Genomic DNA, 25,161 nt, shown 5'->3' with positions numbered 1-25,161 from the left:
GTCTTAAAAAGGGCACGCATTTGTCCTATGCTTAACGGCGACGCCCGGCCACCTCGCGCGTCGTCATCCGTTGCAACAGCCATTCATCCGTCAGAACCAGGGAGCCTTTGCCATGCTGAAAAAGCTGCTGATGCTGTTCGTCGCGCTATCGCTGTCGCTCGCCGCCGGCCTTGCCGCGGCCGTCGAAGTCAACACGGCTGACCAGGCCGCGCTCGAATCCGTGAAGGGGCTCGGGCCCGTGAAGTCGAAGGCGATCATCGACGAACGCACCAAGAACGGCCCGTTCAAGGACGCCGACGATCTCGCGAACCGCGTGAAGGGCCTCGGCACGAAGTCGGTCGGGCATCTCGAGGAAAACGGCCTGACGATCGGCGGCGCATCGACGCCGCCGAAGGGCGTGAAGCTGTCGAAGCCGGCCGCGACGACGTCCGCGACCACGTCGACCACGACGTCGGCAGGCACCGCGTCGACGTCCACGACGGCGACGGCCGGCACGACGACCGCGGCGCCCGCGCCGACGGCAAGCGCACCGGAAGCGGCCGCCAAGCCGGCCAAGACCAAGCGTGCGTCGAAGAAGGAAAAAGCGGCAGCGGCGGCGGCGGCATCCGCCGACGCGGGTGCGAGCGCACCGGCGGCCGCGTCGTCCACGAAGGCGACGAAGGGTTCGAAGAAGAAGAGCAAGAAGGACAAGGCAGCCTCCGCCGCCGCGGCGTCGGGCGCCTGATGTGCGCCGCGCGCGCGACGGCGTGCGCGCGGCATTCGTTCAACGGGCGCCGTCGTCACGGCGCCCTTTTCAGTGAAGGTGAAGAACCATGGGTCTCCTCGACATCGTTGGCGGTCTGATCGGCGGCCAGGCCGGCGGCAACTCCCAAAGCGCGCTGATCACGACCGCGCTCGAATTCATCAACAACCAGCCGGGCGGCCTGAACGGGCTGATCGAGAAGTTCAAGGCCGGCGGCGCCGGCGAGATCATCGGTTCGTGGGTCGGCACCGGCGAAAACCAGCCGATCTCGGCCGATACGCTGCAGAACGTGCTCGGCTCGGACGTCGTCGGCTCGCTCGCGAGCAAGGTCGGCATCGATCCGTCGCAGGCGTCGTCGATCCTCGCGCAGGTGCTGCCGCACGTCGTCAACGGCGCGACGCCGAACGGCGAAGTGCCGGCCGGCGGCCAGGTCGACACGTCGAACGTGCTCGGCACGCTGACGCAACTCGCCGGCATGTTCGGCGGCAACAAGCAGGCGTAAGCCCGCCGCGCAGCGCGCCGACATCCCGCGCAGCGGTTTCGGTCGCTCCATATGCAAACACCCCGCCGAGGCGGGGTGTTTGTTTTTGCGCGCCCGGCGCGAACCGGGCACGCTGCCGATGGCAGGCGATCAGTGCACGACGCGGTCGAACACGAACTGGCCGTCGTTGACGTCGACCGGGATCACGTCCTTCGGACCGAAGCGGCCGGCGAGGATCAGCTTCGCGACCGGGTTCTCGATCTCCTGCTGGATCGCGCGCTTCAGCGGCCGCGCACCGAACACCGGATCGTAGCCGACCTTCGCGATCTGTTCGAGCGCAGCGGGCGACACGTCGAGCGCCATGTCCAGCTTCGCAAGCCGGTCGTGCAGGCGCGCCAACTGGATCTTCGCGATCGACTCGATGTTGCTGCGGTCGAGCGCATGGAACACGACGACGTCATCGATCCGGTTCAGGAACTCGGGGCGGAAATGCTGCTTCACCTCGAGCCACACGGCGTCCTTGATCTCGTCCTGCGGCGAGCCGGTCATGGCCTGGATCACCTGCGAGCCGAGGTTCGACGTCATCACGATGACCGTGTTCTTGAAGTCGACCGTGCGCCCCTGCCCGTCCGTCATGCGGCCGTCGTCGAGCACCTGCAGCAGCACGTTGAACACGTCCGGATGCGCCTTCTCGATCTCGTCGAGCAGGATCACGCTGTACGGCTTGCGGCGCACGGCTTCCGTCAGGTAGCCGCCTTCCTCGTAGCCGACATAGCCGGGCGGCGCGCCGATCAGCCGCGCGACGCTGTGCTTCTCCATGAACTCGCTCATGTCGATGCGGATCAGGTGCTCTTCCGAATCGAACAGGAACGACGCCAGCGCCTTGCACAGCTCGGTCTTGCCGACCCCCGTCGGGCCGAGGAACAGGAACGAGCCGTACGGACGGTTCGGATCGGCGAGACCCGCGCGCGACCGACGGATCGCATCGGCCACCGCGCTGATCGCCTCGTCCTGGCCGACCACGCGCTCATGCAGCTTTTCCTCGATGTGCAGCAGCTTCTCGCGTTCGCCCTGCATCATCCGCGACACGGGAATCCCCGTCGAACGCGACACGACTTCCGCGATTTCCTCGGCGCCGACCTGCGTGCGCAGCAGGCGCGGGCGCGTCGGGTTGTGCTGCTCCTGCTCTTCGGCCTGCGTGACCTGCTTCAGTTGCGACTCGAGCTGCGGCAGCTTGCCGTACTGCAGCTCGGCGACCTTCTCGAGCTTGCCTTCACGCTGCAGGCGCGCGATGTCCGCCCGCACCTTCTCGATCTCTTCCTTGAGCTGCGCGCTGCCCTGCACCGCGGCCTTCTCGGCGGTCCAGATCTCTTCCAGGTCCGCATATTCGCGGCCGAGGCGTTCGATCTCTTCCTCGATCAGCTGCAGGCGCTTCTGCGACGCTTCGTCCTGCTCCTTCTTCACGGCTTCGCGCTCGATCTTCAGCTGGATCAGACGACGGTCGAGCTTGTCCATCTCTTCGGGCTTCGAATCGATTTCCATCTTGATCTTCGAAGCGGCTTCGTCGATCAGGTCGATCGCCTTGTCGGGCAGGAAGCGGTCGGTGATGTAGCGGTGCGACAGCTCGGCCGCGGCGACGATCGCCGGGTCGGTGATGTCGACGCCGTGGTGCAGTTCGTACTTCTCCTGCAGCCCGCGCAGGATCGCGATCGTCGCCTCGACGCTCGGCTCGTCGACGAGCACCTTCTGGAAGCGGCGCTCGAGCGCGGCGTCCTTCTCGATGTACTTGCGGTATTCGTCGAGCGTGGTCGCGCCGATGCAGTGCAGCTCGCCGCGCGACAGCGCCGGCTTCAGCATGTTGCCCGCGTCCATCGCGCCTTCGGCCTTGCCCGCGCCGACCATCGTGTGGATCTCGTCGATGAAGACGATCGTCTGGCCTTCGTCCTTCGCGATGTCGTTGAGCACCGCCTTCAGGCGCTCCTCGAACTCGCCGCGATACTTCGCGCCGGCGAGCAGCGCGGCCATGTCGAGCGACAGCACGCGCTTGCCCTTCAGCGTCTCGGGCACTTCGCCGTTGACGATCCGCTGCGCGAGCCCTTCGACGATCGCCGTCTTGCCGACGCCCGGCTCGCCGATCAGCACCGGGTTGTTCTTGGTGCGGCGCTGCAGGATCTGGATCGAGCGGCGGATTTCGTCGTCGCGGCCGATCACCGGATCGAGCTTGCCCGCGCGGGCGCGCTCGGTCAGGTCGACCGTGTATTTCTTCAGCGCCTCGCGCTGGCTTTCCGCATCCTGGCTGTGCACCTGCGAGCCGCCGCGCACCGCGGCGATCGCGGCTTCCAGCGCCTTGCGCGTGAGGCCGTGCTGACGCGCGAGCTTGCCGGCATCGCCCTTGTCGTCGGACACCGCGAGCAGGAACATCTCGCTCGCGATGAACGTGTCGTTGAGCTTCTGCGCTTCCTTGTCGGCCTGGTTCAGCAGCCCGGCCAACTCACGGCCGATCTGGATGTCGCCGCCCGTGCCCGTCACCTGCGGCAGGCGCGAGATGGCTTCGTTCAGCGCGCCTTGCAGCGCCTGCACGTGCACGCCCGCACGCGACATCAGCGAGCGGGCCGAGCCGTCCTGTTGCGCGACCAGCGCCGCGAGGACGTGAACGGGTTCGATGTATTGATTGTCGCGGCCTGCCGCGAGGCTTTGCGCGTCCGCGAGTGCTTCCTGGAACTTGGTGGTGAGCTTGTCGATTCTCATTTAGTCGAGACCTCCAATTTTCGATTAACACCAAGATGAGGATGGTTATGCGGCTTTCAAGCGAAATTCGGGTTGATTCAGCGCAAAAAATGCCGGATCGCCTGAAAACGGCCGGCGGCGTGACGGGATGGGCGGCGCCCGCGTGTCAGTGGGCCTTGGACGACGGCTCGGCGGCCGCCGACACCTCGTCCGGCTCCGGCGCCGCACGCACGAGCGCGACCGGGCGAATGCCGAGCAGCGCCACGAGCGGCGACGCAGGCTCGGCCAGTTCGCCGATCGTGTGACGATCGAGCTCCGCGAAGAAGGCATCGCGCGCGGCCGCGAGCACGCCCTTCAGCCGGCACTGCGGCTCGATCACGCAGCCGCGCGACTCGCTGTCGTCGGGCGAAAAGCAACCGACCAGCGCGAAGTCGTTTTCGGTCGCCCGCACCACCTGGCCGACCGTCAGTTGCAGCGAATCGGCGAACAGCCGCAACCCGCCGTTACGGCCGCGAACGGTGTCGACCCAGCCCAGCTCGCCGAGCTGCTGCACCACTTTCATCAGATGGTTCTTCGAGATGCCGTAGGCGTCCGAGATCTCCTGGATCGTCGCGAGCCCCTCGCCGCGCACGGCCAGGTACAGCATCACGCGCAGCGAATAGTCGGTGTAGTCGGTGAGTCTCATGAGCGAATACGGAAAAGATCGATCGTGCCCCGATTACCTGAACCGAGCCGATCGCGATGCGTGCAGGGGCCGATCGATGGTGCCGTTGCGCGGCCCCGGGTTGCCGGGATCGCGTGCGCGCAATAAGATGCGTGACATCTACACGTTTTCCAGGGGTTATTGGACGCTATTTTGCGTCAAAATCCGGCCGGCGTCCTGCTCGTCACCCGTGCCGCCGCGCCGTCGCTGCCCCGATCCACCGGCCATTTTCGTCATGACTGTCCTGCCCACCTCGCCCGAATCCGCACCGGCCCGCCCCCGCGACGCCGAGCCGACCGAAGACAACATCCGCGATCTCGTCTACGCGTTCTACGACCGCGTGCGCGCCGATCCGCTGCTCGGACCCGTGTTCGACGCGAAGCTGGCCGGCCGCTGGGACGATCATCTGCCGAAGATGGTGACGTTCTGGTCGAGCCTCGTGCTCGGCACCAAGGGCTATCGCGGCAACGTGCAGCAGGCGCACCAGCCGCTCGACGGGATCGAGCCGGCCCACTTCAGCCGCTGGCTGTCGCTGTTCCTGAAAACCGTCGAAGCGCGCTACGCGCCGCCGGCGGCGCTCCGTTTCATGGAGCCCGCGCTGCGGATCGCGCAGAGCCTGCAGTTGAGCCGGTTCGGCTGGGATTACCAGATTCCGCCCGAGCAGCAGGCGCTGCTCGACGCGATCGCGCCGCGCCGTCGCGACGCGGGCGACGATCCGCACGCGTTGCCGTCGCGGGCCCGCGGCGAGCCGTTTCCGACCAAGATCATCGGGCGCAGCGTCGACCCGGACGCGTAACGCCCGTCACCCGCGGCGCTCGCGCGCATGCGGCACATCGCCGCATCGTTCGCGCGCCGCGCTCAGCGCCGCGTGTTGCCCGACTCGACGCCCCAGCGCGCGAGCGCGGCGTCGTCGGTGCTGCGCGCATCGACCCAGCGCTCGCCGTCGGGCGTCGTTTCCTTCTTCCAGAACGGCGCTTCGGTCTTCAGGTAATCCATCACGAATTCGCACGATGCAAACGCATCGCCGCGGTGCGACGCGACCGTCGCGACCATCACGATCTGGTCGAGCGGCAACAGCCTGCCGACGCGATGCACGATCGCGACGTCGATGCCCGGCCAGCGCCGGCCGGCCTCGGCCGCGATCTTCTCGAGCGCCTTCTCGGTCATTCCGGGATAGTGCTCGAGCTCCATCGCGGCGACCGACTCGCCTTCGTTCAGGTCGCGCACCGTGCCGACGAAGCACGCGACCGCACCGATCTTCGGGTTGCGCGCCCGCAATGCCGCCACTTCGGCATTCAGATCGAAATCGTCGGTCTGGACTCGTACCGTTGCCATCGCCCGGCCCTCAACCGCCCGTCACCGGCGGAAAGAACGCGACCTCGCAGCCTTCGGTGAGCCGCGTGTCGGGATCGGTCATCTCGTGGTTGCACGCCATGCGCAACGCGCGCCCTTCGGCGAGCGTGTCGGCCCACGCGCCGCCGCGCACGCGCAGCCACGCCCGCACGTCGCCGACGGTCGTCACGCCGTCCGGTACGGTGGCTTCTTCATCGGCGACGCCCAGCGCTTCGCGCACGCTTGCAAAAAATTTCAGCTGAATCTTCATGGTTCGGGAAGCCGTCGCGTTACGACAGCAGTTCGGAAAACGGAATGAAACGCACGGTCTCGCCGGCGCTGATCGCGTGCTGCGGCGGATTGTCGATCAGGCCGTCGCCCCAGACCGTCGACGTGAGCACGGCCGAGCTCTGGTTCGGGAACAGGTCGAGGCCGCCGGCCGCATTCACGCGCGCACGCAGGAATTCGTTGCGCCGGTCGCCCTTGCTCTGCGAAAAATCGGCACGCAGCGACAACGCGCGCGGCGCGACGTCGCGCACGCCGGACAGGCGCAGCAGGAACGGCCGCACGAACAGCAGGAACGTGACGAAGCTCGAGACCGGGTTGCCGGGCAGCCCGATGAAATGCGCGTCGGCGCGCTCGTCGCCGCGGCGCACGGCACCATACGCGAGCGGCTTGCCGGGCTTCATCGCGATCTGCCACAGCGCGAGCCGCCCTTCCGCCTCGACGGCCGGCTTCACGTGATCCTCGTCGCCGACCGACACGCCGCCGCTCGTCAGGATCACGTCGTGATCGCGGGCGGCCTCCCGCAGCGTGTCGCGGGTCGCGGCCAGCGAGTCGGGCACGATGCCGTAGTCGGTCACGTGACAGCCCAGCCGCTCCAGCAGCCCGCGCAGCGTGAAGCGGTTCGAGTTGTAGATCGCGCCGGGTTTCAGCGGCTCGCCGGGCATCGTCAGTTCGTCGCCGGTGAAGAACACCGCCACGCGAATCCGCCGCGCGACCGACAGCTGCGCGCAGCCGACCGATGCGGCGAGACCCAGCGCCTGCGGCGTGAGCCGCGTGCCGGCCGGCAGGATCACCGCCCCCTGGCGGATGTCCGCGCCCTGCGCGGTGATCCATTCACCGGCCTTCGGCGTGTGCAGGATCTCGACCGCGTCGCCGTCGGCCGACGCCTGCTCCTGCATCACGACCGCGTCGGCGCCGGGCGGCACCGTCGCGCCGGTGAAGATCCGCGCGGCCGTGCCGGCCGCGAGCGGTTGCGCCGGATGGCCAGCCGGAATGCGCTGCGACACCGGCAACCGCCGATCGCCGTGCAGCAGGTCGGCGACGCGCACCGCATAGCCGTCCATCGCGCTCGTGTGCATCGGCGGCACGTCGAGCGGCGAGCTGACGTCGGCCGCCAGCACGCGGCCGAGCGCGTCGAGCGTGGCGACGGTTTCGGCGCCGGGCAGCGGCTTCGCGGCATCGAGCAGCGCGGCGAGCGCCTCGGCGGTCGACAGCATTGGCGCGCGCGGCGCCGCGGGATTCGGGTTCGACATCGATGGAATCGGGGATCGTTGGAATCAAACCGTCATTGTAGCGACGCCGTCACGCGCACGCGCGATATGGCGAGCATGCGAAGACTGTGATCGGCGCGAACGCGCGGGTCTGGCACTTGTTTTGCGCGGAGAACGATGCCCGGATGCCGAGCCCGCGAACCAAACGAAACGGCCGGAACCCCGATCCGTTCGACGAATCGGCGTTCCGGCCGTCCTGCGCCGCCGGGCCTGCGGGCCCGGCCGTGCGTCATGCGCCCGTATGGGCGGCGATGAAGTCCTTCACCTGCTGCGCGTCGGCCTTCACGACCTCGAAGCGCTGCGGCAGCGCCTCGAGCCCGTCGAATGCGGCCGGCCGCTCGGCTTCGCGGTCGAGCGCTTCGCGGATCGTCTCGCCGAACTTGATCGGCTGCGCCGTCTCGAGCACGACCATCGGCACGCCGGCTTCCAGGTGCTCGCGCGCGACCTTCACGCCGTCGGCCGTATGCGTGTCGATCATCGTGTCGTAGCGCGAGAACACGTCGCGGATCGTCGCGATGCGGTCGGTGTGGCTGCTGCGGCCCGACACGAAACCGAATTCGGCGACGCGCGCGAAATCGCCGCTCGCCGCGAGATCGAAGCCGCCCTTCTCCTCGACGTCGCGGAACAGCTGCATCACGCGGGCCGGATCGCGGCCGAGCAGGTCGAACACGAAGCGCTCGAAGTTCGACGCCTTCGAGATGTCCATGCTCGGGCTGCTCGTGTGATAGGTGTTCTCGGCGCTGCGCACGCGATACGCGCCCGTGCGGAAGAACTCGTCGAGCACGTCGTTTTCGTTGGTCGCGACCACCAGCTTCGCGATCGGCAGCCCCATCATCCGCGCGATGTGACCCGCGCAGACGTTGCCGAAGTTGCCCGACGGCACCGTGAACGACACGCGCTCGTCGTTGGACTGCGTCGCCGCGAAATAGCCCTTGAAGTAGTAGACGACCTGCGCGACGACACGCGCCCAGTTGATCGAGTTGACGGTGCCGATCTTCTGCTGCGCCTTGAATGCATGATCGTTCGACACGGCCTTCACGATGTCCTGGCAATCGTCGAACACGCCTTCGACCGCGAGGTTGAAGATGTTCGGATCCTGCAGGCTGAACATCTGCGCCGTCTGGAACGCGCTCATCTTCTTGTGCGGCGACAGCATGAACACGCGCACGCCGGCCTTGCAGCGCATCGCGTACTCGGCCGCGCTGCCGGTGTCGCCCGACGTCGCGCCGAGGATGTTCAGCGCTTCACCGTGCTTCGCGAGCGTGTACTCGAACAGGTTGCCGAGCAGCTGCATCGCCATGTCCTTGAACGCGAGCGTCGGGCCGTTCGACAGTTCGAGCAGCGACAGCGCCGCGCCGTGCTCGGTGCCGAGCGTCTTCAGCGGCGTGATGTCGGACGCGTTCTCGCCGTGGCGCGTGTTGCTGTACACGGCGGCCGTGTACGTGCGGCGCGTGATCGCGCGCAGGTCGTCGGCCGGCACGTCGTCGCAGAACTTCGACAGGATCTCGAACGCGAGATCCGCGTACGACAGCGTACGCCAGCGCGCGAGCTCGTCGGCCGACACCTTCGGATACTCGGCAGGCAGGTAGAGCCCGCCGTCCTTCGCGAGACCGCCGAGCAGGATGTCGGAGAACGTATGGCGCTCGCCGATGCCGGCGCCGCGCGTGGAAATGTAGTTCATGTCGTCCTCGGCTCAGTTCAGCGCTTCCATGCGCAGCTTCGTGACCTTCGAGACCACCGTCGCCAGGCTCTCGATCTGCGCGATCGCCGCGTTGACGTTCTTCTCGACCGTCTCGTGCGTGATCAGGATGATGTCGGTCTCGCCGTTCGCGCCGTCGATCTGCTCCGATTCCTTCTGCAGCAGCGCGTCGATCGAGATGCCCGATTCGGCGAGGATGCGCGTAATCGCGGCGAGCACGCCGGTCTGGTCGGCGACGCGCAGGCGCAGGTAGTAGCCGCTCGTCACTTCCTCGATCGGCAAGATCGGCGTGTTCGACAGGCTGTCCGGCTGGAACGCGAGATGCGGCACGCGATGCTCGGGGTCGGCCGTGTGCAGGCGCGTGACGTCGACGAGATCCGCGACGACGGCCGACGCGGTCGGCTCCGCGCCCGCGCCCTTGCCGTAGTACAGCGTCGTGCCGACTGCGTCGCCGTGCACGACGACCGCGTTCATCGCGCCCTCGACGTTCGCGAGCAGGCGCTTTTCCGGAATCAGCGTCGGGTGCACGCGCAGCTCGATGCCGTTTTCGGCGCGGCGCGTGATGCCGAGCAGCTTGATCCGGTAGCCGAGCTCCTCCGCGTAGCGGATGTCGGTCGCGTCGAGCTTGCTGATGCCCTCGACGTACGCGCGGTCGAACTGCACCGGCACGCCGAACGCGATCGCGCTCATGATCGTCGCCTTGTGCGCGGCGTCGACGCCTTCGATGTCGAAGGTCGGATCGGCTTCCGCGTAGCCGAGCTCCTGCGCGGCCTTCAGCGCGGTCGCGAAGTCGAGCCCGCGGTCGCGCATTTCCGACAGGATGTAGTTGGTCGTGCCGTTGATGATGCCGGCGATGTACTGGATGCGGTTCGCGGTCAGGCCTTCGCGCAGCGCCTTGATGATCGGGATGCCGCCGGCGACGGCCGCCTCGAACGCGACCATCACGCCCTTCTCGCGCGCGGCTTCGAAGATCTCGGTGCCGTGCACCGCGAGCAGCGCCTTGTTCGCCGTCACGACGTGCTTGCCGTTCGCGATCGCGCGCAGCACGAGCTCGCGCGCGATGCCCGTGCCGCCGATCATCTCGGCGATGATCGCGATCGACGGATCGTCGACGACCGCGTTGAAATCGTCGGTGATCTGCGCGGCGGCGGCGTCACCGCCGAGCGCAGCCTGCGCCTTGGCCGGGTTACGCACGGCAATGCGCGCCACCTCGATGCCGCGCCCCGCGCGTCGCTTGATTTCTTCCTGGTTGCGGCACAGCACCGTGAAGGTGCCGCTGCCCACCGTGCCGAAGCCCAACAGGCCAACTTTGATCGGTTCCATGCTGCGTGTGATCGATGAGTAAGAAGTAGTGAGTTCCGTGTGGTCCTGCCCGCTCAGACCGAATGGCGCTTGCGGTAGCCGTCGAGGAAGCGTGCGATCCGGTTGATCGAATCGGTCAGGTCGTCGAGGTTCGGCAGGAAGACCACGCGGAAGTGGTCGGGCGTCGTCCAGTTGAAACCCGTGCCCTGGACGAGCAGCACGCGCTCCTCGAGCAACAGGTCGAGAATGAACTGCTGGTCGTTCTGGATCGGATAGAGCGTCGGGTCGAGGCGCGGGAACATGTACAGCGCGGCCTGCGGTTTCACGCAGGTCACGCCCGGGATCGACGTCAGCATGTCATACGCGAGTTCGCGCTGCTTGTACAGGCGCCCGCTCGGCACGATCAGCTCGTTGATGCTCTGATAGCCGCCGAGCGCCGTCTGGATCGCGAACTGGCCGGGCACGTTCGCGCACAGGCGCATCGACGACAGGATGCCGAGCCCTTCGAGGTAGTCCTTCGCGCGCCGGCGGTTGTCGCCGCCGAGGCCCGACACGGCCATCCAGCCCGCGCGGTAGCCGCACGAGCGATAGCTCTTCGACAGGCTGTTGAACGTGACGGTGATCACGTCCTCCGACAGCGCACCCAGCGCCGTGTGCTCGAGGCCGTCGTAGACGATCTTGTCGTAGACCTCGTCGGCGAACACGATCAGCCCGTGCTGGCGCGCGATCTCGAGCAGCTCCAGCAGCAATTCGTCGGAATAAAGCGCGCCGGTCGGATTGTTCGGGTTGATCACGACGATCGCCTTCGTGTTCGGCGTGATCTTGCGGCGGATGTCGTCGAGATCGGGCATCCACGCGTTCTGCTCGTCGCACACGTAGTGCACCGGCGTGCCGCCCGACAGGCTCACGGCCGCCGTCCACAGCGGGTAGTCGGGCGCGGGCAGCAGCACTTCGTCGCCGTCGTTCAGGAGCGCCTGGGTCGCCATCACGATCAGCTCGGACGCGCCGTTGCCGATGTAGATGTCGTCGAGGCCGACGCCGACGACGCCCTTTTCCTGCGTGTAGTGCATCACGGCCTTGCGCGCCGAGAACACGCCCTTCGAATCCGAATAGCCGGACGACGCCGGCAGGTTGCGGATCATGTCCTGGATGATCTCGTCGGGCGCGTCGAAACCGAACGGCGCGAGGTTGCCGATGTTCAGCTTGATGATGCGGTGGCCTTCTTCCTCGAGGCGCTTCGCGTGCTCGAGCACCGGGCCACGGATGTCGTAGCAGACGTTGAGCAGCTTGTTCGACTTCTGAATCGGTTTCACGACGACACGGTTCCTGGGTTGGCCTTGCGGCCGGGGGGACGGGATCAAAACTGGAAAGCGGCCGGTCTGTGCGCGCTGTCTAGACTGGGAAAAAGCGGCGGTCGGACGCGGCTTGTGGCGACGCACGACGCAAGTGGCGCCCGGGGGCGACCAAAAAGTTATAATTTAGCGGATTTTGGCCGACTTTCGCAATGCACCATAGCCGCGCCGGGCCCGCGCCGTCAGGCGTCCCCGCGTGCCCGGGCGCGCGAAACCGGCCAGCCGGGCCCGCACGGCCCGGCCAATCCATTCCCCTACGGAACCGCGGAATACCGATTTGAAACTGCACCAGGACGCGAGCGGCGCGCTCAACACCGTCACCGGCTACGGCCCCGATTATGTCGACGTCAATCTCGAACGCCACGAAACGAGCGTCATCGTGCTGCCCGGCGCGCCGGTCCAGGCCTGGCCCGTGTCGTCGTTCGACGCGCTCGCGCCCGAGCATTTCGCGATGCTGCTCGAGCCGACGCCCGAGCTCGTGATCTTCGGCAGCGGCGCGCGGCTGCGCTTCCCGCACCCGCGGCTCGTCGCGGCGCTCACCGCGCAGCGGATCGGCGTCGAAACGATGGATTTCCAGGCCGCCTGCCGCACCTACAACATCCTGATGGCCGAGGGCCGCAAAGTCGCCGCCGCGCTCTTAATTGAACGTTAATCCCCGATGCGGTAAAACTCGGGCCGGTGCAGCGGGTCGATCCCCCGATCGGCCCGGCCAGGCCGCCCGCCCCCGGCGCCACCCGCCGGCGGCCCGTCACAACAACCAACAGGCTGAAAACCCATGAACGATACGCCGTCGAGGCTACCGCTCAATCGCATCACGCTCGTCCTCCTGCTCGTCGCGCTCGCGATCGTCTGGTTCGCGCCGCTCGGGCTGCGCCACCTGATCCCGAGCGACGAAGGCCGCTACGCGGAAATGGCGCGCGAGATGTTCGTCACCGGCGACTGGATCACGCCGCGCTACAACGGTTACAAGTACTTCGAGAAGCCGCCGCTGCAGACCTGGCTGAACGCGCTGACGTTCGCGTGGTTCGGCATCGGCGAATGGCAGGCGCGCCTCTATACCGCCGTGGCGAGCTTCGCCGGCGTGCTGCTCGTCGGCTACACCGGCGCGCGCCTGTTCAACCCGCTGTCGGGCTTCCTCGCCGCCGTCGTGCTGGCCAGCTCGCCGTACTGGAACCTGATGGGCCACTTCAACGCGCTCGACATGGGGCTCGCGTTCTGGATGGCGCTGTCGCTCTGCTCGCTGCTGCTCGCGCAGCGGCCCGGGCTGCGCCCGGCCGCGGTGCGCGGCTGGATGTGGGCGTGCTGGGCCGCGATGGCGTTCGCGGTGCTGTCCAAGGGCCTCGTCGGCCTGATCCTGCCCGGCGCCGTGCTCGTGCTGTACACGCTGGTCGCGCGCGACTGGGCGCTGTGGAAGCGCCTGTACCTGGTCAGCGGCCTCGTGATCTTCTTCGCGATCGTCACGCCGTGGTTCGTGCTCGTCCAGCAGCGCAACCCCGAGTTCTTCAACTTCTTCTTCATCGTCCAGCAGTTCCGCCGGTACCTGACCCCGGAACAGAACCGCCCGGGTCCGCTGTACTACTTCGTGCCCGTGCTGCTGGTCGGCTTCCTGCCGTGGCTGTCGGTCGCGTGGCAGAGCATCCGCCATGCGGTGCGGATGCCGCGCCAGCCGAACGGCTTCGCGCCGATGCTCGTGCTGCTGATCTGGAGCGCGTTCATCTTCCTGTTCTTCAGCGCGTCGCATTCGAAGCTGATCTCGTACGTGCTGCCGGTCGCGCCGGCACTCGCGCTGATCATCGGCGCGTACCTGCCGCTGATGACGGCCGACCGCTTCCGTCGCCACCTGCTCGGCTACCTCGTGTTTTTCGTCGCCGCGGCGTTCGGGATCGTCTTCCTCGCGTACCAGGGCGACGCACGCACGCCGAACGCGCTGTACCGGGCGTTCCAGATGTGGCTGTACGCCGGCCTCGCGGTCGCGGCCGCGCTGACGCTCGTGGCCGCGTGGCTGAACCGTCGCGCGGGCGTGGCCGCCGCGCTCGCCACGTTCGGCGCCGCATGGCTCGTGTTCGGCACGATCGGCGGCACCGGGCACGACGAGTTCGGCCGCTACAGCTCGGGCGCGCTGCTCGCGCCGGCCGTGCGCGCCGAACTGGCGAAGCTGCCGCCCGACACGCCGTTCTACTCGATCGAAATGCTCGACCACACGTTCCCGTTCTACATGGGTCACACGACGATCATGGTGCAGCGCCAGGACGAGCTCGCGTTCGGGATCTCGGTCGAGCCGAACAAGTGGATTCCGACCGTCGGCGAATGGATCACGCGCTGGAAGCAGGAAACCCACGCGCTCGCGATCATGCCGCCCGGCCAGTACGACGCGCTGGTCAAGGAAGGCGTGCCGATGCGCGTGATCGCGCGCGACAACCGGCGCGTGATCGTCGAGAAACCGCAATCGTAAGGACGCCTCCCGCATGAACCCCGTTTCGTTCGTCTGCATCATCACCGGCGTGATGCTCAACGCCTGTGCGCAACTTCTGCTGAAAGCCGGCGTCAACGCCGTTGGACACTTCGAATTCAGCCGTGCGAACATCATCCCGGTCGGCCTGAAGATCGCGACCCAGTTGCCGATCATCGGCGGCCTCGGCTGCTACGTGCTGAGCGTCGTCGTGTGGATCGTCGGGCTGTCGCGGGTCGACGTGTCGATCGCGTACCCGATGCTGTCGCTCGGCTACGTCGTCAACGCGTTCGCGGCGTGGTACCTGTTCGGCGAGGTGCTGTCGGTCCAGCGGCTCGTCGGCATCGGCATCATCCTGATCGGTGTGCTCGTGCTCGCGCGCAGCTGAGCACGGCGCGCGGCGTTAAGCGTCCGCCTACAAAAAATCACGGTACGAATCCGCCAACCGGTGTTTAATGCCGGTTTCGGACGGATCGCCCGACCCTTTTATTACACGCCATTACAGGCCAAACGCGTTCATGAGCCAGACTACCGCCCCGTTTCTGCCGTTCACCCGCCCCGAGATCGACGAGGAAACCATCCAGGGCGTCGTCGAGGTGCTGCGCTCGGGCTGGATCACCACCGGCCCGCAGTGCCAGAAATTCGAGGCGGCGCTGTCCGAGTACTGCGGCGGCCGTCCGGTCCGCGTATTCAATTCGGGCACCTGCACGCTCGAGATCGGCCTGCGCATCGCGGGCGTCGGCCCCGGCGACGAGGTGATCACGACGCCGGCGTCGTGGGTCTCGACCAGCAACGTGATCATCGAAACGGGCGCGACGCCCGTGTTCGCGGACATCGATCCCGTCACGCGCAACATCGACCTCGACAAGCTCGAGCAGGCGATCACGCCGCGCACGAAGGCGATCATCCCCGTGTTCCTGTCCGGCCTGCCGGTCGACATGGACCGCCTGTACGCGATCGCCCGCGCGCACAAGCTGCGCGTGATCGAGGATGCCGCGCAGGCGTTCGGCTCGACGTGGCACGGCAAGCGCATCGGCGCGATCGGCGACCTCGTGTCGTTCAGCTTCCACGCGAACAAGAACCTGACGACGATCGAAGGCGGCGCGCTCGTGCTGAACAACGAGGACGAAGCGGTGCTCGCGCAGAAGTACCGGCTGCAGGGCATCACGCGCACCGGCTTCGACGGAATGGACTGCGACGTGCTCGGCGGCAAGTACAACCTGACCGACGTCGCCGCGCGCGTCGGCCTCGGCCAGCTGCCGCACCTCGAGCGCTTCACCGCGCAGCGCCGCGCACTCGCGCGCGCGTATTTCGCCGCGTTCGACGGCGGCGCGGCCGCGAAGCTCGGCGTCGGCCTGCCCGTCGCCGAATTCGAGAACGGCAACTGGCACATGTTCCTGGTCACGCTGCCGCTCGAGCGGCTGACGATCACGCGCGCCGAATTCATGGCGCAGATGAAGGAACGCGGCATCGGCACGGGCATCCACTACCCGGCGATCCATCTTTTCACGCTGTACCGTGCGCGCGGTTTCAAGGAGGGCATGTTCCCCCACGCCGAACGGTACGGCGCGTCGACCGTCACGCTGCCGCTGTTTACGCAGATGACGGAAGGCGACGTGCGTCGCGTGGTCGACGCCGTCAATCAGATTTGCGAACAATACGGAAAATAAGCGTACATGAGTCACCTTGAAGCACGCGCCGGACATCCGGGCGCCGCGCATCTGGACACCGGCCGGCCCGAAGTCTCGGTCATCATCCCCGTGTACAACGAGGAAGACGGTCTCGCCGCGCTGTTCGCGCGGCTGTATCCGGCGCTCGACGCCCTCGACACGTCGTACGAAGTGATCCTGATCAACGACGGCAGCCGCGACCGCTCGGCCGCGATGCTCGCCGATCAGTTCCACGTCCGGCCCGACACGACGCGCGTCGTGCTGCTCAACGGCAACTACGGCCAGCACATGGCGATCCTCGCGGGCTTCGCGCAGTCGCGCGGCGAGATCGTCATCACGCTCGACGCGGACCTGCAGAACCCGCCCGAGGAAATCGGCAAGCTGATCGCGAAGATGCGCGAGGGCTACGACTACGTCGGCTCGATCCGCAAGCAGCGCCAGGACAGCCTGTGGCGGCGCAAGGCGTCGCAGATGATGAACCGGCTGCGCGAGCGCATCACGCGCATCAAGATGACCGACCAGGGCTGCATGCTGCGCGCGTACAGCCGCCGCATCATCGACACGATCAACGTGTGCGGCGAAGTCAACACGTTCATCCCCGCGCTCGCGTACACGTTCGCGCAGAACCCGACCGAAATCGAGGTCGCGCACGAGGAACGCTTCGCGGGCGAATCGAAGTACTCGCTGTACAGCCTGATCCGGCTGAACTTCGACCTCGTGACGGGCTTCTCGGTCGTGCCGCTGCAGTGGCTGTCGTTCATCGGCGTGATCCTGTCGCTCGGCTCCGCCGCGCTGTTCGTGCTGCTGCTCGTGCGCCGCTTCATCGTCGGCGCGGAAGTGCAAGGCGTGTTCACGCTGTTCGCGATCACGTTCTTCCTGCTCGGCGTGATCATCTTCGCGCTCGGCCTGCTCGGCGAATACGTCGGCCGCATCTACCAGCAGGTGCGCGCGCGTCCCCGCTACCTGATCCAGGCCGTGCTCGAACAGCACGACGGCATGCCGCCGGTGCCGGCCGCCGCGAACCGCCCGGGAGCCGCGCAATGAAGCCGCGCGCGGTCGTCTTCGCATATCACAACGTCGGCGTGCGGTGCCTGCAGGTGCTGCTCGCGCGCGGCGTCGACGTCGCGCTGGTCGTCACGCACGAGGACAATCCGAACGAGAACATCTGGTTCGGCAGCGTCGCGTCCGTCGCGGCCGAGCACGGCATTCCGGTCGTCACGCCGGCCGACCCGGCCGATCCGGCGCTGCGCCGCGCGGTGGCCGACGCGCAGCCCGATTTCATCTTCTCGTTCTACTACCGCCACATGCTGCCGGTCGACCTGCTCGCGATCGCGCCGCGCGGCGCGTACAACATGCACGGTTCGCTGCTGCCGAAATACCGGGGTCGGGTACCGACCAACTGGGCCGTGCTGAACGGCGAGACCGAAACCGGCGCGACGCTGCACGAGATGGCCGCCAAGCCGGACGCGGGCGCGATCATCGGCCAGACCGCGGTGCCGATCCTGCCGGACGACACGGCCGCGCAGGTGTTCGACAAGGTCACGGTGGCCGCCGAGCAGACGCTGTGGCGCGTGCTGCCCGCGCTGCTCGCGGGCGAGGCGTCGCACCTGCCGAACGATCTCGCGACCGGCAGCTACTACGGCGGGCGCAAGCCCGAGGACGGCCGCGTCGACTGGTCGAAGCCGGCCGCGCAGGTCTACAACCTGGTGCGCGCGGTCGCGCCCCCGTATCCGGGCGCATTCACGGACATCCACGGCGCCCGCTTCGTGATCGCGCGCGCGCGCCTCGCGGCGCCCGGCAGCGCGGCAGCGGCCGCCGCGGCAGATTTGCCGCCCGGCCTGCACGTAAGCGATAATGCGCTATTCGGCGTCTGCGGCGACAGCCGCGCCCTATCCATTCTCGAGCTCCGGCAGCAGCGCGACGGCAGCGAAACCGTCGTGACGCCCGCGGAATTCGCGCAGTTCATTCATTCTTCCCGTCATTCATGAAAGCAAAAAAAGTCCTGATCCTGGGTGTGAACGGCTTCATCGGCCATCACCTGTCGAAGCGCATTCTTGAAACCACCGATTGGGAAGTGTTCGGCATGGACATGCAGACCGACCGGCTGGGCGACCTCGTCAATCACGAGCGGATGCATTTCTTCGAAGGCGACATCACGATCAACAAGGAGTGGGTCGAGTATCACGTGAAGAAGTGCGACGTGATCCTGCCGCTCGTCGCGATCGCCACGCCGGCCACCTACGTCCAGCAGCCGCTGCGCGTGTTCGAGCTCGACTTCGAGGCGAACCTGCCGATCGTGCGCTCGGCTGTCAAGTACGGCAAGCACCTCGTGTTCCCGTCGACCTCCGAGGTCTACGGGATGTGCTCGGACGAGCAGTTCGACCCGGACGCGTCGGCGCTCACCTACGGCCCGATCAACAAGCCGCGCTGGATCTACGCGTGCTCGAAGCAGCTGATGGACCGCGTGATCTGGGGCTACGGGATGGAAGGCCTGAACTTCACGCTGTTCCGCCCGTTCAACTGGATCGGCCCAGGCCTCGACTCGATCTACACGCCGAAGGAAGGCAGCTCGCGCGTGGTCACGCAGTTCCTCGGCCACATCGTGCGCGGCGAGAACATCAGCCTCGTCGACGGCGGCTCGCAAAAGCGCGCGTTCACCGATATCGGCGACGGCATCAGCGCGCTGATGAAGATCATCGAGAACAAGGACGGCGTCGCGTCGGGCAAGATCTACAACATCGGGAATCCGAAGAACAACTTCTCGGTTCGCGAGCTCGCGCACAAGATGCTCGAACTGGCCGCGGAATTCCCCGAGTACGCCGATTCGGCCAAGCAGGTGAAGCTCGTCGAAACGACGTCCGGCGCCTACTACGGCAACGGCTACCAGGACGTGCAGAACCGCGTGCCGAAGATCGACAACACGATGCAGGAGCTCGGCTGGGCGCCGCAGGCGACGTTCGACGACGCGCTGCGCAACATCTTCGAAGCGTATCGCGGCCACGTCGCCGACGCGCGCGCGCTCGTCGAACAGCAAGGCTGACCGGGACGTTCGCTTGGCTCGTATCGTCCTCAAGATCGACGTCGACACGCTGCGCGGCACGCGCGAAGGCGTGCCGAACCTCGCGCGCATCTTCGACCGCTTCAATGCGCGCGCGACCTTCCTCTTCAGCCTCGGGCCGGATCACACCGGCTGGGCGTTGCGGCGCGTGTTCCGCCCGGGCTTCCTGAAGAAGGTGTCGCGCACGTCGGTGGTCGAGCACTACGGCGTGAAGCAGCTGATGTACGGCGTGCTGCTGCCCGGCCCGGACATCGGCCGCCGTGCGATCGCCGACATGCGCGCGATTCACGAGGCCGGCTTCGAATGCGGGATCCACACGTGGGATCACGTGTACTGGCAGGACAACGTGCGCGTCCGCGATCGCGACTGGACCGCGCGTGAAATGCAGAAGAGTCACGCGCGCTTCGGCGAGATCTTCGGCGCGCCGCCCGTCACGCACGGCGCGGCCGGCTGGCAGATGAACGATGCCGCGTTCGAGCAGATCGATGCATGGGGGATGCGCTACGCGTCCGACGGTCGCGGCCATTCGCCGTACCTGCCCGTCGTCGGCGGCCGCACGCTGTCGCACGTGCAGATGCCGACCACGCTGCCCACGCTCGACGAAGTGCTCGGCATCGACGGCGTCGACACGCACAACGTCGCCGCGCACATCCTCAAGTTCACCGAAACCAATCCGCACGACCAGGTGTTCACGCTGCATGCGGAACTGGAAGGGCAGAAACTCGCGCCCGTGTTCGAACAGCTGCTCGCCGGCTGGCGTGCGCAAGGCCACACGTTTGCGACGATGGGCGACTACCACGCGACGCTGGACCGCGACTCGCTGCCATCGTACCCTGTCACGTGGGGCGAAATCCCCGGCCGCTCCGGCGAACTGATCGTCCAGCCCGACTGAAGTTCGCACGCGAGCCGGCGTCGCCGCTCCGCCCCCCGCGGCGCGCTGCCGCGACGCCCCGCCGAACCGCGCCGCCGCAGCGGCGCCCTTCCATAACAACAGGAGAAACACGTGTCTGTCGAAGTTGACCGTCAAGTTCCCGATTTCACCGCACCGGCCACGGGCGGCGACATTTCGCTGTCCGACCTGAAGGGCAAGAAGCTCGTGCTGTACTTCTATCCGAAGGACAACACGCCGGGCTGCACGACCGAAGGGCTGCAGTTCCGCGATCTCTATCCGAAGTTCAAGAAGGCCGGTGCGGAAGTCATCGGCGTGTCGCGCGACAGCCTGCGCTCGCACGACAATTTCAAGGCCAAGCTCGAACTGCCGTTCCCGCTGATCTCCGATGCCGACGAAGCGCTGTGTGCGTTGTTCGATGTCATCAAGATGAAGAAAATGTATGGCAAGGAAGTGCGCGGAATCGAGCGTTCGACGTTCCTGCTCGACGCCGACGGCGTGCTTCGCCAGGCATGGCGCGGCATCAAGGTGCCCGGTCACGTGGACGACGTGCTAAAGGCTGTACAAGCGCTTTGAGGCGCGTTATATTGGGCCGCAATGAATGCCAGTTCGCCCCATATTTCTCGTAGCTGCGCCGGTGCCCGTTGCAATGCTTCCCGGCACCTGACGCGCATCACGACGGCATCAGCCGAGCCGCATGTCCCTGTCGACGGGGCAGCGGCTTTTTTTATGGAACGCGCGCCGGCCCTCCCCGGTCCGGCCCTTACCGCATCGAGGAGCTGATCGACACTTAGGCGAACCGGCTAGACGAAATTCCTGTGCGCCACCGCGCGCAAACTGCATGCGTCTACGTCACGCAGGATGCGATCAGCGGCGCACGCCATGCGACACGATTCCTCCCGAGGGACACCATGCCTTTGCCTACTCCCCCCAGCAAGCTCGGCAGCCTGCTGCCGCCCGACGAATACAAGGCGAAAGCGCGGCCCGCGAAAGCCGCGAAGAAATCCGCCGAAGGGGACGCATCCACAGCCGGTGACTATGGTCCGGCCAGCGTGGCCCAACCGATGATCGAAGCCGCGAACACGGCCGCGCCGCTGCGTGCCGTCGCGTCTTCGGCGCCCGACGCCGCGAGCGCACCCGCGCGCGGCCGCAAGACCAAACAGACGGCCGCGCTGCTGCAGCCGCTGCCGGCGCCCGCCGAACCCGCGGCGCCGGTCGTGGCACGCCATGACAAGCCTGCCGCCGGGAAACCGGCCACGGCGCCCGCGCGCGATGCCGGCGCCGCGACGAAGTCGCGCAGCCGCAAGCCCGCCGAAGCCGAACTGCAGAAACTGTTCGTGCTCGACACCAACGTGTTGATGCACGACCCGAGCAGCCTCTTCCGCTTCGAGGAACACGACGTCTATCTGCCGATGATGACGCTCGAGGAACTCGACAACCACAAGAAGGGGATGTCCGAAGTCGCGCGTAACGCTCGCCAGGTCAGCCGCACGCTCGACGCGCTCGTCGCCGACGGCGGCCCGATCTCGGACGGCATCCCGCTGTCGCGCCTCGGCAGCCGCGAGGCGCTCGGCCGCCTGTACTTCCAGACGAAGCTCGCCGACATCGCGCCGGTCGAAGGCTTGCCCGAGGGCAAGGCCGACAACCAGATCCTCGGCGTCGTGCGCGCGCTGCAGCGCGACCGGCCCGACCGCCAGGTCGTGCTGGTGTCGAAAGACATCAACATGCGGATCAAGGCGCATGCGCTCGGCCTGCCCGCGGAAGACTACTTCAACGACCAGGTGCTCGAGGACAAGGATCTCCTCTACACCGGCGTGCGCGAACTGCCGCAGGACTTCTGGACCAAGCACGCGAAGGGCATGGAGAGCTGGCAGGACACGAAGACGGGCACCACGTACTACCGCGTGACCGGCCCGCTCGTCGCGTCGATGCTCGTCAACGAGTTCGTCTATCTCGAGCCGCAGAACGGCGAGCCGACGTTCCACGCGATCGTCCGCGAGCTGAACGGCAAGACGGCGCTGCTGCAGACGCTGCGCGACTACAGCCACCACAAGAACAACGTGTGGGGCATCACCGCGCGCAACCGCGAGCAGAACTTCGCGCTGAACCTGCTGATGAACCCCGAGATCGACTTCGTCACGCTGCTCGGCCAGGCCGGCACCGGCAAGACGCTCGTCGCGCTCGCGGCCGGCCTCGCGCAGGTACTCGACGACAAGCGCTACAACGAGATCATCGTGACGCGCGCGACCGTGCCCGTCGGCGAGGACATCGGTTTCCTGCCCGGCACCGAGGAAGAGAAGATGCAGCCGTGGATGGGCGCATTCGACGACAACCTCGAAGTGCTGCAGAAGACCGACGATGCCGCCGGCGAATGGGGCCGTGCCGCGACGCAGGAGCTGATCCGTTCGCGCCTGAAGGTGAAGAGCATGAACTTCATGCGCGGCCGCACGTTCGTCGACAAGTACCTGATCATCGACGAGGCGCAGAACCTGACGCCGAAGCAGATGAAGACGCTCGTCACGCGCGCGGGCCCCGGCACGAAGATCGTGTGCCTCGGCAACATCGCACAGATCGACACGCCTTACCTGACCGAAGGCAGCTCGGGCCTGACCTACGTCGTCGACCGCTTCAAGGGCTGGGGCCACAGCGGCCACGTGACCCTCGCGCGCGGCGAACGCTCGCGGCTCGCCGATTACGCGTCGGACATTCTGTAACGCGCAGGCCGGCCGAGCGGCCGGCTCTCGACGCCACGCGGCGCTCCGTTTCCGGAGCGCCGTTTTTATTTGGGGTCGAAGACAAAGATAACGCTTCGTCACGCAACAACGCAGTTTACGCGCGAAACTTCAAGTAAATTCTCAAGAATGGTTGCTTAAGCCCCGCCGGAGCGTCTACCATCGGGTCTGTCTGTTGTCATACGATTCGCGAGCGCGCCGCGCTCGCCCGCCTTGCCATGCTTCGAATCTGGGTTCCCGTCGCCGTCGTCTCCCTGCTTGCGGCCTGCTCCAGCGTGCCGCCGCAGTCGGCATCGCGCTCCGCTTCGGGGATGAAGATCACGACGCCGCGCGCCTTCCCGGCGCCGGCCAATTTCCCGAAATTCGTCGACCACAGCGTCGGCCAGGAAGAAATCTCGATCCAGGCGATGAGCCTCGTCGGCGTCCCGTATCGCTGGGGCGGCAACACGCCGACGAGCGGCTTCGACTGCAGCGGGCTCGTGCGCTACGTGATCGGCCGCGCGGCCGACGTGAACCTGCCGCGCACGACCGCCGACATGAGCGGCCGCGGCGTGTCGATCGAACCCGACCAGATCGCGCCGGGCGACCTGATTTTCTTCAATACGACCGGGCGGCCGCATTCGCACGTCGGCATCTACGTCGGCAAGCTGCGCTTCGTCAACGCACCGTCGACGGGCGGCACCGTGCGGCTCGACTACCTGACGAACCCGTACTGGGCCAAGCGTTTCGACGGCATTCGCCGCGTCGCGCCGCCGCGCTCGGCCCCGACGCCGTTCGATGCGCCGACCTACGAGGCCAAGCGCGACGAGCCGCGCAATCCGACCGCGGTCGCGGCCGCTCCGGTGGTCGTGACGGCCGCCGCCGCGCCGCGGCAGCCGACGTATGCACCGTCGCAAGCAAGCGTGACGCAGGCGCAGGCCATTCCGACCACGCCGGTCGTGACGACGGCCGCAGCGGCACCGCCGGCAACGGCCGCCGATCCGTACGAACCGCCGCCCCCGCGGATGCAGGCGGCGCAACAGCAAGCGACGTCGGCGAATGGCGCCGCGCCCGCGATGACGGCCAATGCAGCACCGGCCGCCCCGGCCGAGGTCGGTACGCAGATTCCGACGACCGCACTGACGGCCGCCCAGGCCGCCGCCTTCGATGCCGAGCCGCCGCCCGCTACCGCGTCGACGCCGACACGCAGTATCGAGCCTGCGCCCGTGCAGGTATTGCGTGCGTCGACGCAATCCGCACCCGTCAGCCCGCGCACCAGTACCGCGGACGATCCGATCGCGCGGTTTGCGACCGGCAGTTACTGACCCGTTGCTCGACCCCGACCGTCACGACGTGGGCGGCATTTGCCACCCGCCACCGCTTCGCCGCCCCCCTCTCCCGCGCCCCCAAAAGAAAATGCGCCGCAGCCTTTCGGCTTGCGGCGCATTTCGTGTCAACCGGAAAGCGTCGACGATCAGAAGATCTGGTGCCCGAGCCACCACCCGCCGGCCGCGAACAGCGCGGCCGCCGGCAGCGTCAGCACCCACGCCCACACGATATTGCCGGCGACGCCCCAGCGCACGGCCGACAACTTCTGCGTCGCGCCGACACCGACGATCGCGCCGGTAATCGTGTGCGTGGTCGACACGGGAATGCCGAGGAACGACGCGACGAACAGCGTGATCGCACCGCCGCTTTCCGCGCAGAAGCCGCCGACCGGCTTGAGCTTCGTGATCTTCTGGCCCATCGTCCGCACGATGCGCCAGCCGCCGAACAGCGTGCCGAGGCCCATCGACAGGTAGCACGCGCCGATCACCCATGCCGGCGGCGCATCGGCGGTGGCCGACGCGTAGCCGCTCGCGATCAGCAGCATCCAGATGATGCCGATCGTCTTCTGTGCATCGTTGCCGCCGTGGCCCAGGCTGTACAGGCCGGCGGACAGCAGTTGCAGCCGGCGGAAGCGCCGGTCGACCTTGCTGGGCGCGGTACGGAAATACAGCCACGACACGCCGAGCATGAACAGCGAACCGAGAATGAAACCGAGCAGCGGCGAAATGAAGATGAACGCGATCGTCTTCAGCAGCCCGTCGACGTTCAGCGAACTCCAGCCCGATTTCGCGAGCGCCGCGCCGACGAGACCGCCGATCAGCGCGTGCGACGAGCTCGACGGAATCCCGTAGTACCACGTGATCACGTTCCAGCCGATCGCGCCGACCAGCGCGCCGAACACGACGTAGTGGTCGACGATTTCGGGATCGATCGTGCCTTTACCGACGGTCTGCGCGACTTTCAGGTGGAAGATGAAGTACGCGATCACGTTGAACGCGGCCGCGAACACCACGGCCTGCTGGGGCTTCAGCACCCCGGTCGACACGACGGTGGCGATCGAGTTCGCCGCGTCGTGAAAGCCGTTCATGAAGTCGAATACGAGCGCGACGAGCACCAGCGTCGCGACCATCCATAGGGCGAGTTGTATCGAATGCATCGTGG

Annotated in this window: 23 protein-coding genes and 1 pseudogene; 14 read left to right on the top strand and 10 right to left on the bottom strand. The window is 67.0% G+C overall.

The features are described from left to right. Positions 1 to 112: 112 nt before the first annotated feature. Both H0X91_RS05755 and H0X91_RS05750 read left to right on the top strand, forming a co-directional pair. Entirely contained in the window at positions 113 to 724 is a 612-nt protein-coding gene (locus H0X91_RS05755; RefSeq protein ID WP_006496393.1) for a ComEA family DNA-binding protein, read from the top strand. 88 nt (positions 725 to 812) lie between these two features. Then, a complete protein-coding gene (locus H0X91_RS05750; protein WP_006484058.1) occupies positions 813 to 1,244 on the top strand; it encodes a YidB family protein in 432 nt (143 codons plus the stop codon). 129 nt (positions 1,245 to 1,373) lie between these two features. On the opposite strand, the gene clpB is transcribed toward H0X91_RS05750, so the two are convergent. Both clpB and H0X91_RS05740 read right to left on the bottom strand, forming a co-directional pair. Next, entirely contained in the window at positions 1,374 to 3,971 is a 2,598-nt protein-coding gene (gene clpB, locus H0X91_RS05745) for an ATP-dependent chaperone ClpB (RefSeq protein ID WP_006496391.1), read from the bottom strand. Positions 3,972 to 4,116: 145 nt separating this feature from the next. Continuing rightward, positions 4,117 to 4,635: an Rrf2 family transcriptional regulator gene (locus tag H0X91_RS05740; RefSeq protein ID WP_006484059.1), complete on the bottom strand. Its 519-nt coding sequence runs from the start codon at positions 4,633 to 4,635 to the stop codon at positions 4,117 to 4,119. A gap of 253 nt (positions 4,636 to 4,888) precedes the next feature. Between H0X91_RS05740 and H0X91_RS05735 the strand changes: the two genes are divergently transcribed. Next, a complete protein-coding gene (locus H0X91_RS05735; RefSeq protein WP_196432874.1) occupies positions 4,889 to 5,449 on the top strand; it encodes a group III truncated hemoglobin in 561 nt (186 codons plus the stop codon). A 62-nt stretch (positions 5,450 to 5,511) separates the two neighbouring features. On the opposite strand, the gene H0X91_RS05730 is transcribed toward H0X91_RS05735, so the two are convergent. From H0X91_RS05730 to H0X91_RS05705, 6 genes are all read right to left on the bottom strand, one after another. Further along, positions 5,512 to 5,988, bottom strand: a complete 477-nt coding sequence (locus H0X91_RS05730; RefSeq protein WP_006482862.1) for a molybdenum cofactor biosynthesis protein MoaE — start codon at positions 5,986 to 5,988, stop codon at positions 5,512 to 5,514. Between the two features lie 10 nt (positions 5,989 to 5,998). Next, complete coding sequence (gene moaD / locus H0X91_RS05725; RefSeq protein ID WP_006482857.1) at positions 5,999 to 6,256, bottom strand: molybdopterin converting factor subunit 1; 258 nt, start codon at positions 6,254 to 6,256, stop codon at positions 5,999 to 6,001. Positions 6,257 to 6,275: 19 nt separating this feature from the next. Then, positions 6,276 to 7,523 (bottom strand): molybdopterin molybdotransferase MoeA, encoded by a 1,248-nt coding sequence (locus H0X91_RS05720; protein ID WP_012492667.1) that lies wholly within the window; start codon positions 7,521 to 7,523, stop codon positions 6,276 to 6,278. 247 nt (positions 7,524 to 7,770) lie between these two features. Then, positions 7,771 to 9,222: a threonine synthase gene (gene thrC, locus H0X91_RS05715; RefSeq protein ID WP_196432873.1), complete on the bottom strand. Its 1,452-nt coding sequence runs from the start codon at positions 9,220 to 9,222 to the stop codon at positions 7,771 to 7,773. 12 nt (positions 9,223 to 9,234) lie between these two features. Then, entirely contained in the window at positions 9,235 to 10,563 is a 1,329-nt protein-coding gene (locus H0X91_RS05710) for a homoserine dehydrogenase (RefSeq protein ID WP_077056412.1), read from the bottom strand. Between the two features lie 53 nt (positions 10,564 to 10,616). Then, positions 10,617 to 11,855, bottom strand: coding sequence for a pyridoxal phosphate-dependent aminotransferase (locus H0X91_RS05705; protein WP_077056413.1), 1,239 nt, complete (start codon positions 11,853 to 11,855; stop codon positions 10,617 to 10,619). Between the two features lie 316 nt (positions 11,856 to 12,171). Here H0X91_RS05705 and H0X91_RS05700 point away from each other — a divergent pair, with 316 nt between their 5' ends. The 9 genes from H0X91_RS05700 (at position 12,172) to H0X91_RS05660 (ending at position 20,536) form a co-directional block, all read left to right on the top strand. Then, entirely contained in the window at positions 12,172 to 12,546 is a 375-nt protein-coding gene (locus H0X91_RS05700; RefSeq protein WP_006482859.1) for an Mth938-like domain-containing protein, read from the top strand. A gap of 123 nt (positions 12,547 to 12,669) precedes the next feature. Next, a complete protein-coding gene (locus tag H0X91_RS05695; protein WP_060211301.1) occupies positions 12,670 to 14,346 on the top strand; it encodes a glycosyltransferase family 39 protein in 1,677 nt (558 codons plus the stop codon). A 13-nt stretch (positions 14,347 to 14,359) separates the two neighbouring features. After that, positions 14,360 to 14,731, top strand: coding sequence for an EamA family transporter (locus H0X91_RS05690; RefSeq protein WP_011352303.1), 372 nt, complete (start codon positions 14,360 to 14,362; stop codon positions 14,729 to 14,731). Positions 14,732 to 14,861: 130 nt separating this feature from the next. Continuing rightward, on the top strand, positions 14,862 to 16,013 hold the full coding sequence (locus H0X91_RS05685; protein WP_006482866.1) for a DegT/DnrJ/EryC1/StrS family aminotransferase: 1,152 nt from the start codon (positions 14,862 to 14,864) through the stop codon (positions 16,011 to 16,013). A 6-nt stretch (positions 16,014 to 16,019) separates the two neighbouring features. Next, positions 16,020 to 17,057 carry a glycosyltransferase gene (locus H0X91_RS05680; RefSeq protein WP_034201635.1) on the top strand — a complete coding sequence of 346 codons (1,038 nt, stop codon included), beginning with the start codon at positions 16,020 to 16,022 and terminating at the stop codon, positions 17,055 to 17,057. After that, the gene (locus H0X91_RS05675; protein ID WP_006482868.1) at positions 17,054 to 18,001 is read left to right on the top strand and encodes a formyltransferase; all 948 of its coding nucleotides are present in this window, start codon (positions 17,054 to 17,056) and stop codon (positions 17,999 to 18,001) included. Before H0X91_RS05680 ends, H0X91_RS05675 begins: the two co-directional genes overlap by 4 nt. Next, positions 17,998 to 19,053, top strand: coding sequence for a bifunctional UDP-4-keto-pentose/UDP-xylose synthase (locus H0X91_RS05670; RefSeq protein WP_006482864.1), 1,056 nt, complete (start codon positions 17,998 to 18,000; stop codon positions 19,051 to 19,053). The genes H0X91_RS05675 and H0X91_RS05670 overlap by 4 nt, the downstream gene beginning before the upstream one ends. A 13-nt stretch (positions 19,054 to 19,066) precedes the next feature. Beyond that, positions 19,067 to 19,963, top strand: coding sequence for a polysaccharide deacetylase family protein (locus H0X91_RS05665; protein ID WP_062910575.1), 897 nt, complete (start codon positions 19,067 to 19,069; stop codon positions 19,961 to 19,963). 111 nt (positions 19,964 to 20,074) lie between these two features. Further along, positions 20,075 to 20,536 (top strand): peroxiredoxin, encoded by a 462-nt coding sequence (locus H0X91_RS05660; protein WP_006482867.1) that lies wholly within the window; start codon positions 20,075 to 20,077, stop codon positions 20,534 to 20,536. 198 nt (positions 20,537 to 20,734) lie between these two features. On the opposite strand, the pseudogene H0X91_RS34940 reads toward H0X91_RS05660, so the two are convergent. Continuing rightward, positions 20,735 to 20,976: pseudogene (locus H0X91_RS34940) on the bottom strand (hypothetical protein); the annotation flags it as partial. Here H0X91_RS34940 and H0X91_RS05655 point away from each other — a divergent pair. Both H0X91_RS05655 and H0X91_RS05650 read left to right on the top strand, forming a co-directional pair. After that, entirely contained in the window at positions 20,872 to 22,674 is a 1,803-nt protein-coding gene (locus tag H0X91_RS05655; protein WP_043205346.1) for a PhoH family protein, read from the top strand. The pseudogene H0X91_RS34940 and the gene H0X91_RS05655 sit on opposite strands and share 105 nt — an antisense overlap. A gap of 236 nt (positions 22,675 to 22,910) precedes the next feature. Continuing rightward, positions 22,911 to 23,996 carry a C40 family peptidase gene (locus H0X91_RS05650; RefSeq protein WP_043205345.1) on the top strand — a complete coding sequence of 362 codons (1,086 nt, stop codon included), beginning with the start codon at positions 22,911 to 22,913 and terminating at the stop codon, positions 23,994 to 23,996. Positions 23,997 to 24,145: 149 nt separating this feature from the next. Here the strand turns inward: H0X91_RS05650 and H0X91_RS05645 are convergent, their stop codons facing one another. After that, entirely contained in the window at positions 24,146 to 25,156 is a 1,011-nt protein-coding gene (locus tag H0X91_RS05645) for an inorganic phosphate transporter (protein ID WP_006486254.1), read from the bottom strand. Between the last annotated feature and the right edge of the window lie 5 nt (positions 25,157 to 25,161).

The sequence above is a fragment of the Burkholderia sp. 9777_1386 genome, from assembly GCF_015712265.1.
GTDB lineage: Bacteria > Pseudomonadota > Gammaproteobacteria > Burkholderiales > Burkholderiaceae > Burkholderia > Burkholderia cenocepacia.
This window is presented reverse-complemented; position numbering and strand designations above follow the sequence as displayed.